The sequence below is a fragment of the Sandarakinorhabdus cyanobacteriorum genome (assembly GCF_002251755.1).
Classification (GTDB): Bacteria; Pseudomonadota; Alphaproteobacteria; order Sphingomonadales; family Sphingomonadaceae; genus Sandarakinorhabdus; species Sandarakinorhabdus cyanobacteriorum.
The window spans coordinates 1-12,666 of sequence record NZ_NOXT01000054.1 but is presented as its reverse complement, the minus strand read 5'-3'; the positions used below and the strand labels follow the sequence as shown (position 1 = coordinate 12,666).

Below are 12,666 nucleotides of genomic sequence, written 5' to 3'. Positions count from 1 at the left end.
AACATCCTATCTCGGTGTCCACCAAACCGGCAGCAGGCCAGCACTCAGAGCGTGGTCAAGCTGGTCAATGCTCATCCGCGTTACATCTGCCTCCCTAACGCTGTGGGGGATCAGCCTGAGCCCAACGTTCCGCTCAGGCCGCCGCGGCGCTTTGCGTTTAGGCGATGCTTGAGAATTCTGCTTGGTCACGCGCGCCATGCGGTGAAATTCCTGTCCTTTCGTGATGCAAATCGGGAGAACGCCAAGCTCAAGCTGGTGCCTCGGCCCGCTCGAGCAGGCGCTTGATGTTGAACTGGATGGCGTTGTGATCAAATGGCGGCTCACGTGTGTCGAGCGCACCGCGGACGTAACGAGGTTCTCGAGCGAAACCGCTTTCGATCTGGACAATTGCCAGAATGAACTTGTCCGGCTCGTGAAGCGAGGTGATCACTTCCTGTCGAGTGATCATCACCGTGTCAGCGCCATCGATCCGGCCTTTGACCTCGATGAAGCGCAGACGCTCCGCCTTCGGATCGTAGGACGCAATATCATAGCCGATCTTCTGGGCCGACACATCGGTGGGCGTGTTGCCCAGGCTGCGCTCTGCGGCCATGACAGCGTCCATGGCTGCCTGCTCGATCTCCCGTCGTGCAATAGGGTCTTCAGAGAAGATGTTCGCAGAAGCCGTGCTGCCATTCGCGGGCGAAAGCGCCTGCAGAAGGCCCGCAGGAATGACAACCATACCACCACGCACGCGCGGCGGTTGGGCCGAAATGAACCGCTCTTGGCTCAACGCTTCCAATCTGCGCTTGAGCCGTTCGGCCAGGTCCTCGGCGCGACGCTGGGCATTCTGCCAATTCAAACGGGTTTTCTTGCCAGCACGCTCCTCTTCCTTGAGCTCGAAGGCGCGTGCGTCCCAGTAGTTGATTTCCTTTTTCAGCCGGGCCTTCACCTCCTGTTCGACCTTGTCGATCTCGGGCAAGCGCCGCGTCTTCACCTCCGCAACATGGCTCTGGGCAAGCTCAACCGTTGCAAAACGGGTGGCCGCCTTTTCCAAGTCTGTGCGCAGCCAATCCGCATGCAAACGGTCGCCGACCAAGGCGATTTCTTCGGATGTCGCGGGCCGAAGATTAAGGTGGGGCGCGATCCCCGCATTGGTTGAACTCCCATGGGGGTCAATGGCGGCAAACTGCAAGCGTTCGGAGACGATATGGGGCTTGCCAGTCGCCGTTGGCCGGGCGTCCTGAACGCTATGCTCTAGCAGGAACAGCGCGGAGATTTCGTCACTCAGGTCAGTGTCATCGACCATGATGGCCCCGCGCTTCATCAGGTGATCATATTGCTCGCGGATCAAGCTGATAACGGCTTCCAGCAGCGGGTGGCCAGGGCACACGAAGGCCGCCACTGGCTGCTGGTTGATCTTGCCCTTCTCAAAGCAGATGCGCTCGTACTTCTTCTGGATCGGCGCACCACTGCCGATCTGTCGATCCCGCTCGCGCATGCTCACCGGGACGTGCGTTATCTCCCAGCGCCCCTCTTCGCGGCGCTTGATCTGGCCGCCCAGATGCCGAAAGGCTTCTACAAAGAAACTCTGGATGTGATGGGGCTGGAGTCGCTGGGCCTCAGCGCGCTCCATTTCGATGCGCAGTTCATGCACCCGCGCGGCCGGCATGGTGTCGTTGGTCAGCTGCCGCCGCTTCAGCAGCTCCAGGAGGTGCTCCTGATCCACCGCGCCATCCACGGCCTTGAACAAGCGTGCCTTCACCTCTTCCTGCTCGCCATACTGGATGGCTTCTACCAACAGGTCGCGCAGGGCCGTGCCTTCAAACAATTCGCCCAACACGTCATACACGCGACCGCCGAGCGCATCGCGTGCAGCCTCGAGCTTTTCCAGCAGGCGAGCATACACTTCGCCCTCACGCGTGTCGGCGGCGACGAGGTTCCACAGGTGGCACACCTCGGCCTGGCCAATGCGATGAATGCGGCCAAAGCGCTGTTCGATCTTGTTGGGGTTCCAGGGCAGGTCATAGTTGACCATCAAGTGACCACGCTGAAGGTTCACACCTTCCCCGGCGGCATCGTTTGCAATCAGCACCAGCATGTCCCGGTCCTGCATGAACCGTTCTACGACCTTGCGCCGTTCTTCGCGCGTGACGCCGCCGTGGATGACTTCAACGGCATCGGGCCGCCCGATGCGCGCACGGACCTTTTCGAGGAGGTAGTGGAGCGTGTCCTTGGGCTCAGTGAAGATGATCAGCTTGCGGCGGTTGCCATCGCCATCGATCATGAGTTCGTCGTCGAGGATGCGATTGAGCTGGGTCCACTTGGTGTCCTTACCCGAGCGCAACACGTCGAGCGCCATGATCTCAAGGCCCTTGAGCGTTTGCACCTCGATCTCGAGCTGTTCAACGGTCTCGGCCGTGGTCGCCCCCGTCGAGATCAGCTCCTCCAGTTCGTCGATCTCGTCTTGGCCGTACTCGTCAATGTTTCTCAACACCTCATCGGAAATGCTAGCCGTACCACGCGCCGTCCTATCGCCGTTGCGAGCCAGCTTGACCTCGGCCAACTCTGTTTCCAACCGCTCACGGCGCCGCTTCAACGATTGGTAGATGGCTGCGGGCGACGAGGCCAATCGGCGCTGCAGTATCTGGAGAGCGAAACCTATGTTGTTTCGCTTCTTGCCGTCCTGCTCAGCGAACCGCTGCACACGGTTCATCTCCGTCCGGACATACTCGGTAACGGCGCTGTAGAGACCCGCTTCCTCCGGCGACAACTCATACTTGACCGTGTAGGCCCGCCGCTCGGGGAACAACGGTCGCCCATCGAACTTCAGGAGCTCTTCCTTGGTCAAACGGCGCATCATGTCAGCGCTGTCGGCATAGTGAACGCCGTCACGGAACCTGCCCTCGAAACGATCTCCGTCGAGCAGCGCCATGAAGAGCTGGAAATCTTCCTCCTTCCCGTTGTGCGGGGTAGCGGACATCAGCAAGAGATGGCGGCAAACTTGCCCGAGTTGTTGGCCGAGCTGGTAACGCCTGGTGTATTTGACATCGCCCCCAAAATAGCTGGCTGACATGCGATGCGCTTCGTCGCAGATGATCAGATCCCATTCAGTCGAAGACGCCAGCTTCTGTTGAAGATCTTCATTACGCGCGAGAACGTCGAGGCGAGCGATAAGCCGGTTGCGATCATTGAACACGTTTCCGGACCGGGAGGTCTCGATCATATCGCGTGACAGGATATCGAACTCGAGGGAAAACTTCTCCCCGAGTTCATCTTGCCATTGCTCGACGAGACTGCCGGGCGCGACCACAAGGCAGCGTTCAAGATCGCTGCGCGCAATCAACTCCTTGATAAGGAGGCCGGCCATGATTGTCTTGCCGGCACCGGGGTCGTCGGCAAGCAGGAAGCGCAATGGCTGGCGCGGCAGCATCTCGCCATACACAGCCGTGATCTGGTGCGGAAGCGGGTCAACCAGACTGGTATGGATAGCCAGATAGGGGTCAAAATAGTGCGCCAGCTTGATCCGGTTCGCTTCAGTCACCAACCTCAACAGGCCGCCATCGGCATCAAAAGACCATGCCAGTCCGCGCTGTTCAACATCCAAGCGATGCTCATCATCCCGGTAGAGCGTCGTCTCAGCCACGCTTCCACCGGGCACGCGGTAGACAAGGTTGATGGCTTGGTCGCCAATCCATTCGACCGACACGACCTCGACGGTCTGGCTGGGCAACACACCGGCGACGAAGGCCCCGTTCCTAATATCTTCCAGCTTTGTCACACCGTCACTCCAAGGCGCCTTCTGATGACAGCGCCCAAAATCCAAGTGTCATTGATCAGCCGGACAGGCCGAGCGGGCATCATTGGCCCGAGCTCTCGTACGTCGCACCCGCAGGTGAGACCGTCAAACCGCATTGCCTTTGGCTCGGCTCTAACGTGTCCTGGCAATGATTTCATCCCGATTGGTGAGACCAACTTCATGGTCTTGGGTTTGGCTGGCAGCTTGGGCCGTATCGGTCAAAGCAACCTCAGGATGCGGAAGAGTAGCGCACAGTTCGCGGCATGCAATACCCTCAAGCTGCACCAAAATTCCCCGTTTCAATAGCCACGCCTACTGCCCACGGGTGCTGGGCCACTCGAACCCAAAGACGCCTTTGTAGAACTGGCGTTCAAGGTAATCGAGGTCAGCCTGCCACTGCCGTACAGCCGTATCTTGATCACCAGAAAACTTTCGTCGGTGCTTACCCACATGAGCGATGTGGTTGGCCATCTTCTGAAGGCGTTTCACGGTGCTGGGTGGCCCCCAGCTGGCCATATACCCGTGGGAGATGACGGGCGGCAGAGCATTCCGAAACGCCCAGGTCAGCAACCGGCGCCGCTCCGCATCTCGTAACCCAGCGGTCTTGCCCACCCGGTAGCCCAGCGCAGTCAGCGGGCTGACATCGGCACGATCGATAACAGCGGCCCCACCCTCACCTGACGAGAACGTGCTGGGCCAAGGGAACTGCTTGTGCGGATATCTCGTCGCCCAGGCCGCAAATTCTGCTCCCATGCGGTTCAGTTCTGCTTCGGAGCGGCGCCGGCTTTCTTCGGCCTCCGGCGTATTGGCCGGCATCATGACCAGCTTGAGAAGATTCGAAAATTTCGCGACCAAATCATCATACTCACGCCGGTACTCCGGTCGACCAGAGGGGCCCGGCAAGGGCGAAGCAACGCCCTTCCTTTCCTTCTTCCGTTCCCGTGCGCGGTGCTCCTCGATTGAACGACACACCTGATCCAGCAACGATTGGACACCTTGCTCTGCATGGCGCTGCTGGAGCGGTGGCAGAGCCCGGGCAATCCCCATACGCCGCTGGAGTTCGTCGTAGACAGCTTTCAGCACCCCGATGTTGTACTTGGCCGATGCAATTAGGCTCTGGAGGGCCCCACGCTTCAGCTCACGCAACAACGAGCTCCGATGCTCATTGTCGGCGGCGGCAAGAACATCCTTTGCAGTGACACGAACGCGTACGGACGTTGCCGACATGGCGCTGCTCTTTTTTCCTTGCCGTGGCTGGCTCTTGCGTCGTTTCGACTGCAGCGGCTGACCGCCGCGGCGGCCGCGCGCACTGCCAGGTCCCGTTTGCGATGTATCCATGGTCCCACCCTTGGAAACGACCTGCGCCATATGCCTTCGTCTACTGCTGTTGCCTATTGCCTCACTCTCCCCGACGAATGCGTTCCGACCAACTTTCCTTCCCGCTACCACGCCGATCCATACGGCTTTCCATTAGCAGCGACGAATTCAGCATCAGTTCCTTGCTGAGGCGCGGCGACAGTTCGCGATCGGCGCGCTGCGCCAGCAGTTCCAACTGTTCGACCATCGCGATGCCCTCGGGCAGGTCACCGACGTAGCGGCGAAAGTGCTTCAACTCGGCTGCGATCATGCGGCCAGCCTCGCGGTAGGCGCGCACGCGATTCATGGCCGCGGCCTTCGCAACGACATGGGCCAGCCAGGCACGGGCCACCAACGGCACCAGGGCAGTGTCCCGGGGTTGGGCGTTGTTCAGCGCACCAACCGCTGCGCAAAGAAGAACTTTGGGCGTATCGGCGCTGAGAACTGCACCATCCTGCGCGGACATCCCGTTTGCCGAAACGGTAAAGGCCAATTCCTCGCCGGGCTGCGCTTTGGGGCAAGTGACCCGGAACACGGCCACCCGTTCGACACCGTTCTGGACAGCGCCCAGTTGGAACCGCAGCCTGCCATCGCGCAGTTCACCCTCGCCTTTGCCCAGCATATTGGACTGGACGCCGGGCGGGACGGTCAAAACCAACTCGACCCGCTCGACCGCCGTCTCGTAAATGTCCTCGATCTCGCCCAGGAGAACAGTTTCGATCTCACTCGCCAGTTCGGCATCGTGGAGACGCCCACCACCAGCCTCGGCCATGCCGCGCAGCAGCATCTCGTCATAGTCGTCCCCGATGCCCAGCGCCGAGGTCAGCACACCACGCGTACGCAGCTCACCGGCGTGTTCGGCGAGTTCGCCAGAATTGGTAATGCCCTCGTTGGCTTGGCCGTCGCTGAGGATGATGACGCGCGCGGTCATCTTCGGGTCGGCCTCCGCGATAACGGCCGCGCATTCCACTGCCGACATCCAGCCGCCCGACAGGTTGGTCATGCCGCGCGTCTCGAGACGGTTGATCTCGCGGGCAATGCGCTCGTGGTTGTCCGGACCACAGGCAATGCCATCGAGATGGACGATGACATCGGAGGCGAAGGACACGACGCTCAAGCGGTCACGCTCGGTCAGCCGGCCCACGAGACCAAGCGCCGCCCGTTTTGCGGCCTGCAGCTTTTCACCGGCCATCGAACCGCTGGCATCGATCGCCAACGCGATGTTGAGGGCAGGCCGTTCCGTCCGTTGCCGGACGGCCTCCTGCTGCCCGTTCAAACGCACAACCAGGTAGCGGACCGAGCCGCCGTGCTGCCAGAACAGCGAGCGGTCAAAAGCTGCGGTGATGGAAAATGTGGTGCTGGTCATGCGGCGGTCCTTCCAGTCAAAAGGGCGCGCAGCTGGTCAGCCAGCTGCTCGAAGAGGAGGCGTTGGGCGGGATCGAGATCACCGCGGACCGACAGTTCAAGGTCGGCGGTGACACTGATCCGCGTCCAGGTCGTGCTTGTCGCGCGTCGGGGAGCGGGGGTTGCCAGCAACCCCTCGAGCGCGAGGATAAGCTGTTCGATCCGAGTGCGGTCGGTGGCACTCGAGGTGGTTGATGCAGCGGGTGCGGCAGTGACTCTCCTTCGTTCGTAGATCGGTGCAAGCTGGTCCGCCGCTGCGTCCACATCGGCAGGCGCCACCATCGACTTGGCGACAAACCTTGTCGGCTCAGGGCGTGCCGCTTCGGCCGCCGCCGCGCGGCCGCGCAGCTTGTTCAAATATTCGCGTGCCGATCCAGGACGCGCCGACGTTTGGACCGTCGAAGCCGCCCACTCCCGGATCTGCTCGTCGCTGGCCATCAGGAAACGACGGCCAATTTCGGCAAGGCTCAGGCCGTGCATGTCTTTCAGCGACCGGATGGCGAGCGCGCGGTCGGCATTGCTGGCCGGGTATCTTGCACCACGGCCAGGCTTGAACGGCGGCGCCAGCAGGCCTTCGCTCACCCACGAGCGCAGGGTCCGGGCCTCAACGCCGGTGCGCTCGCTTAGCTCTTCAAGGGTGAGGTCTTGGCCATCCATGGACTCGCTTTAGCAAATATAATGCGACATGTCGAGATGTCGTATTATACTGCGAAGCCCAAATGTGAGGCAAAGGCACGTGTCGACCCATCAATCGCGGCGCGCGATGATGAGCATCAGTCATCCCCGGGAGGTACCTCTTCGAAAAGACGGCGAATGGCGTCCGCAGGGATAAGGCGACGTCCACCCACCCTGATCGATCCCAACTCGCCGCTGGCCATCAGAGCGTAAATCTTGCTGCGGCTGAGCCCGATCAACGCACAGGCATCTTTGACCGAGTAGGCGAGTTTCGATGGCGGAATGACGAGCGGGGGCACGCGCGGGGGCGGCGATGACGGCGCACCCCTCTCCACCGGCTTGTCCGGTTCGGCCGCGATTTCCTCAAGGATATCGATGGCCGCTCGCAAGTGCCGGCAGAGCTCAGACACCTGCCGCTTGCGCCGATGATGTTCGATTGCGCCAGACTTGTTTGAACCTTTCATCATCATGCCTTCCACGCCTGAGCCGCCACAAGCGCGGCACATGGACTCGCCCTTCTACATCTGGCTGGTGCCAGCCAAGCTCCAGCCTCGGCGGGAGCATTGGCGCGCATTGATCTCACGGTAAGGAAACTGATCGGGCAAATGCCCGGCAGCACGACCGAGAAGAAGTCGGATGAGGCGGAAGGGATGAAGTGAGCCAAGTGAAGAGATGAAACTTTCTCGGCACTGCGACGGTGCGGCGGGGCGCCGGCTCAAGGAACCCGTGATCCTGAGCAATGGAAGTCACCAGTGCCACCAACAACAACGCCGGCCAGCATGCCGGACCTGCACGCCCGCGTGATCGGCGGGTTCGCCCTGGCGATGCAGCAATCGTGTTTTTCCTTCACCGCTAACCAGCCAAAGCCGAACACCAACGGCAATGCCGTCAGGTTGGACAACTGGGCCATCGGCCTGAACCTCGACGGCCCGGCCGATCAGCATTTCGGCCGCTACGCGAACTGCAACCCGATTTCGCGGTGCCTCAACTGCTCTCCGTTTTGTACGACGGAAACGCCTGCTGTTGATCTCTCGATCCGCTTCGGCAGTTGTTCAGCGCTGTGGATCGAAGCCCAGGAGCTGTTCGGTCGCCGCCCGCGGGTGACCGTGCGGAGCTTCGTGCCTGGCCGGCCACAATTGTCGGATGTCTGGATCCCAACCTTGTGCTCGATCACTGGTCGGCTTCAGCTCGTCGCCACGGCCGGGTCGCGAACCGCCATCCTGCAACCGGATGGAACGCTCCTGATCGGTTCAGGCGAATGCCCGGCCGAACGCATGCAAATGGCGTTCATGATGTTCGTCAGGTGGTGGAAGTCACTCATCCCGCAATCCCACGACAACGGCAGGGCAGATCTCGAACCAGTCGCGATCGCAGCCAGGAGCGCTTGGTGATGGGCACGTCGCACGAAATCACGACTGCGGCCGAGGCTTCTCCCAATGTCCGCGATTGGACGATCAAGAACCCGGACGGCTCGACCCCGCATTTTTCCTACGACATCCTCATGCGCCGGCGGGGAGAGCGAGAACACAGCTGCCTCGACTATGCCCGGGCGAAGCTTCGCTGCTGGGACCGGCGGTTGCACCAGGCCCCGCCCAATCGCGACCTTGTTGCCCATCAGGTGATCCTGCCTCCCGGGGCGCCCGACCTGTTCATGAACCCACATCTGCTCTGGGCCACGGTCGATGCCGAAACCGATTGGGAAGGCGAACCGCACATGATGGCGGCGTCGACCATCTGGTTTCCACATCTACGCAGCGAGCAATGGGCCCTGCGGCAGGTGAGCGCTTTCGCCCAGGTCGAACTCGCCGACCGGTACGGCGTGGCTGTTCACCTCGTCGCTCACGCTCCGGCCAGAATCGCGCATTCGGCAGATTTCCACATCCACCTGCTGTGCACGGCCCGGCAAGTGAAAGCCTCGGGACTGGGCAGTTTCGTGCATGACCTGCTACATGATGGCTGCCAGACCCGTTCGAAGCGGCGATGGGATGATTGGTGGGCCGCCAACCCGCTGCCGTGAAGGTTGCATTCGGCACCCGGGTTTCATGGCTCGCTTCAGCTGGCGATAGCTCCGGCATCGAATTGCGAGTCTCGATAACCGCGGCCATCCTTCAGATCGGCAATAGCTTACCGGGCATGGTCCTGTTTTCCGAGACCACCTCAGCCCTTTGCCAACACCGCCTAAGGTTGTGACGCTTCGAGATCCAGAATGTGCGCTTCGGAGTCGATGACAGAGAGCAGCAACCCGTGAAGAACCGCTGAGCGGAGGGTCTTTGTGACCTTACCGTCAAGATCGGTATCGCCGACGGTTAGTTGCATGCCCTTGTCCTGCATATCTTTTGACACGCTGGGAAGCTTGAGCATTTCGGGCATGTAGGGCTGCCAGTCAGCATTACCAATTCGAACCACCAACCACTCACGCGGGATGCCGATCAGCGTCAGAAAATATGCGGCATCATTAATCGGCCTGCGATAGCGCGAAACCACCGGATCGGGCTGCCAACCCTTCAAGGCATCCATAACCCAATTCCGATAGCGCGGCTGCACCAGCGTTTCGGATCGTGACCAGATGCGCTCGATAATTTCTGCCGCGCGCCCCCTGAACCTTGGAGACTCAGACTTCAGTTGTGGGAAGCGTCGGCTTGGCGGCGACGATGTCTGCCCAGGCGCAGGCGTATTTGGCGATTGCCGCGGCCTCACTCGAACTTCCGATAGGCGCTGCCCCCGTTCAATCCACCTGAGGCAGTCCGCCAATGGCAAGGCGAGCTGCTCTGCCGCCTGCTCGGCGTCGATCCCGCGCCGATGCCATTCAAGGAGGTTGCGCAAGGCAAGCCAGCCCCGATCCGGCGTCTCGATCTGGTGGCTGGCCGAGGGCGCCGGAGAGAACAACAGCGGCTTCCACCTAGGCCTCGTGAAAGCCAGCGGTCGAAGATATTTGCCAAGACTATCATCATCCGCTGCTGACACCGCCTGCACCGCGGCCGACTTGGCCTTGCGGCCCCTCTTGAATTGCATTGCGGTGCTGGGAAGCCCAGCTTGCTGGGCCAGGCTGTTGCGAAGGCGCCGATGGTGTCGGGCTGAAAAGGCGGTCTTCTGCGCCCGGGCATTGGAGGGCAACAAGTCGAGAAGCTTGTCCCGTTGCTGCTGGCTGGTCTTGGGTTGGGTACCCTCCCTCCACAAATGGGCGGCCAGGAGCCAGTCCAACTCATGCATATAGGTGACGAGTGATTGCGTGTGGGATGCGTGACCCATCAGGTATCGAACGGCCTGCATGACGGATAGCCCCACATGTCCCTCTGGCAGGAAGGCCGCATGAAGCCGTCGCTTGCGTTCGACCGATACGATATCTGCCGTCCATGCGCGCGGTAACGGCAAGGGGATGGGCTCGTCAGGTAGGACAAGGCAAGTGATCACATGGGTCGCAAAACTGTGGCGTAGCGGGCTCGCCAGGGCATGCCAATAGCCCTTCTCCTTGCGCGTGGTGAGCTCGTGCAACGGCAGGTTCACCAGGATCCGTATCGCGGCTTCAATGGGTTCAAGAAGATACTGTTCCGGCGACAAGGCGTCGGTAGTGACGGTGGGTATGACCTTGGCGCGCGGTGAGGCATGATACTCTTGATCGCAGCGCCGGGCATGCCACTGGCGAAAAGCGGACAACTCGTCCTTTTGCATGAGGACATGCAATGGCAATGTCCGGCGACTGAAGGGGGTCTTGTTTGGTCGTTCAGCTGAGCCTCGGACCGTCAATTCCGCGACGTCGGACCCAATGTCGATGTCGTTCAGAGCAAGGTTCAGAACCTCTGTGCCACGCAATCCAGTCCGATACATCAGGATCGACGCCAGGACACACGCACGGGCACGGGCATCCCGGTCTGGCTCGCCGGGTTGCGTCGCTGTGCGTCCCCACGCGCGCAACAGGTCGAGGAGCTCGGTAAACAGCGGGGTGTCGAGAACGATGGTCCGCGGTGGACTGGCCTCTTCGGTTTGCTTTGGTGCCGGAACGGCAGCGATTTTCGGGTTCAAGCTGTGGAGATAATCGGAGAATGATGCGACGGCGGCACGGAGCCATTTGGCTGAGTGAGCCGGAAGCTCGAGGGACACATCGGACAGGTCTTGAAATGCGCGACCCAGGCGCTCCGGCGCCAGGTGCGAATGGATTGATGTCTTGCGGATATGCCTCCAGTCATAACCAGCCAAGTAGGCCAAGTATTGGCGGGCGGTAGATGGCCGAATAGGCTTCTGCTGCGGTGATGCTTGCAACGCGCCGGTATCGAGGCGCTGGCGAAGCCATGTCAGCAAGTGCAGGTGAACACTGTTGCCATCAGCTGGCTGCTGCCAACCGGCAATCTGCGCGTCGAGTGCGTTGCGCATCGTTTGCGCGCGCTCGCGGGAGTTGGCTCCTGCCAGCGGCTGATTGGGAAAAAAGGCTGGCCAAAGGTAGGAAAGGGCTTTGTCCAACGGCTCTGGCTGCCAGGCCGTTTTTGGCGTTGCCGACACGACGAACTCCGCCAGGCGTTCGGCGTTTTTCGCTTGAAGCTCAGCCTTTCTCTCGACACGATAGGCAGGACCCGCAAAGTGATATTCTTCTTCGACCGATCTCGACCGTTGGGTTGTATTACGGTGAGTCAGCACTCGACCAGCCGCGTGATCGGCCAGCAGTGCCGGGATCCGCATGTGCAAGCGGGCACAGCAAGTACGAACAAGCCAATCTGGCCCAGCTGCAGCTGCCTTCTTCAAGCCCGGGATGCGCGGCTTCGACTCAGCGAGATCCGCGAACGCCCATTCCAGCAATTTGGCAGGGTCCGGCCATTCCCTGGATACCGTCCCGGCTTGTCTCAGTTTCGTATCGAACAGTGCACGAAGGCACCCTGTCACAGGGTCTGGGTACCACTCGCGGAAAACCTTGGGCTGCAGCTTGTAATAGAAACCATGGTGAGAGGGCATCCAGAGCACCTTCACAAGGTGTTTGAACCAGCCCCGCCAGGCATTGGGATTGAGGAGACCTCCGAACAAAACAGCGGAGAGAAGCAGCCGACCGGCCAACAGTTCCAGGTTCGGTTCATCCGTTGTTCCGATTTCGAGGAACCGGCGCTCAACCTTGGCCAAGAGCGCCAGGTCAGCCGGCTTGATATCGGCCAAGCCGTTCGCGTTAGGCGTCGGGCGCTGCATGAAAACCCTCGATGACCGGCCAGTCTGCCGCTGGGAACAGATGGGCGATCGCGTCCTGTGTGCGGGCTTTATAGGCCAATGGATCGAGGCAAGATCCGTTCCACCAGGGTTCGGAGCCGGTTTCCCAGTGGCCGAGATAGGCGTCGATTGCGTCGGCGCTCAGCCGGCCGATGAGGGCGGACCGAAGGTAATGGCGATTGAAGTTTGGTGGCAGTTGCCAGTGCAATCGCGGCAAACCTTGAAGGTAGATCGTGTCCCACGGCGTGGTGTAGCTTATTGGAGCTCCC

The 12,666-nt window shown here is 60.9% G+C and carries 9 protein-coding genes; 2 read left to right on the top strand and 7 right to left on the bottom strand.

What is annotated here, in order from left to right:
* Positions 1 to 247: 247 nt before the first annotated feature.
* The 5 genes from CHU93_RS01470 to CHU93_RS01450 form a co-directional block, all read right to left on the bottom strand.
* On the bottom strand, positions 248 to 3,760 hold the full coding sequence (locus tag CHU93_RS01470) for a protein NO VEIN domain-containing protein (RefSeq protein ID WP_094472442.1): 3,513 nt from the start codon (positions 3,758 to 3,760) through the stop codon (positions 248 to 250).
* 330 nt (positions 3,761 to 4,090) lie between these two features.
* Positions 4,091 to 5,116, bottom strand: coding sequence for a hypothetical protein (locus CHU93_RS01465; protein ID WP_165768553.1), 1,026 nt, complete (start codon positions 5,114 to 5,116; stop codon positions 4,091 to 4,093).
* A gap of 61 nt (positions 5,117 to 5,177) precedes the next feature.
* Positions 5,178 to 6,500 carry a vWA domain-containing protein gene (locus tag CHU93_RS01460; protein ID WP_094472440.1) on the bottom strand — a complete coding sequence of 441 codons (1,323 nt, stop codon included), beginning with the start codon at positions 6,498 to 6,500 and terminating at the stop codon, positions 5,178 to 5,180.
* Entirely contained in the window at positions 6,497 to 7,195 is a 699-nt protein-coding gene (locus CHU93_RS01455; RefSeq protein WP_094472439.1) for a helix-turn-helix domain-containing protein, read from the bottom strand. The genes CHU93_RS01460 and CHU93_RS01455 overlap by 4 nt, the downstream gene beginning before the upstream one ends.
* Positions 7,196 to 7,311: 116 nt before the next feature.
* Entirely contained in the window at positions 7,312 to 7,683 is a 372-nt protein-coding gene (locus CHU93_RS01450; protein WP_207759181.1) for a helix-turn-helix domain-containing protein, read from the bottom strand.
* Between the two features lie 309 nt (positions 7,684 to 7,992).
* Here CHU93_RS01450 and CHU93_RS17450 point away from each other — a divergent pair, with 309 nt between their 5' ends.
* Both CHU93_RS17450 and CHU93_RS01445 read left to right on the top strand, forming a co-directional pair.
* The gene (locus CHU93_RS17450) at positions 7,993 to 8,604 is read left to right on the top strand and encodes a hypothetical protein (RefSeq protein ID WP_165768552.1); all 612 of its coding nucleotides are present in this window, start codon (positions 7,993 to 7,995) and stop codon (positions 8,602 to 8,604) included.
* A complete protein-coding gene (locus CHU93_RS01445) occupies positions 8,604 to 9,230 on the top strand; it encodes a MobA/MobL family protein (RefSeq protein WP_165768551.1) in 627 nt (208 codons plus the stop codon). Before CHU93_RS17450 ends, CHU93_RS01445 begins: the two co-directional genes overlap by 1 nt.
* A 161-nt stretch (positions 9,231 to 9,391) precedes the next feature.
* On the opposite strand, the gene CHU93_RS01440 is transcribed toward CHU93_RS01445, so the two are convergent.
* Both CHU93_RS01440 and CHU93_RS01435 read right to left on the bottom strand, forming a co-directional pair.
* A complete protein-coding gene (locus tag CHU93_RS01440; RefSeq protein WP_133064274.1) occupies positions 9,392 to 12,349 on the bottom strand; it encodes a site-specific integrase in 2,958 nt (985 codons plus the stop codon).
* A 10-nt stretch (positions 12,350 to 12,359) separates the two neighbouring features.
* Positions 12,360 to 12,666 (bottom strand): hypothetical protein (locus tag CHU93_RS01435; protein WP_207759180.1); only part of this gene is annotated, 307 nt, incomplete at its 5' end.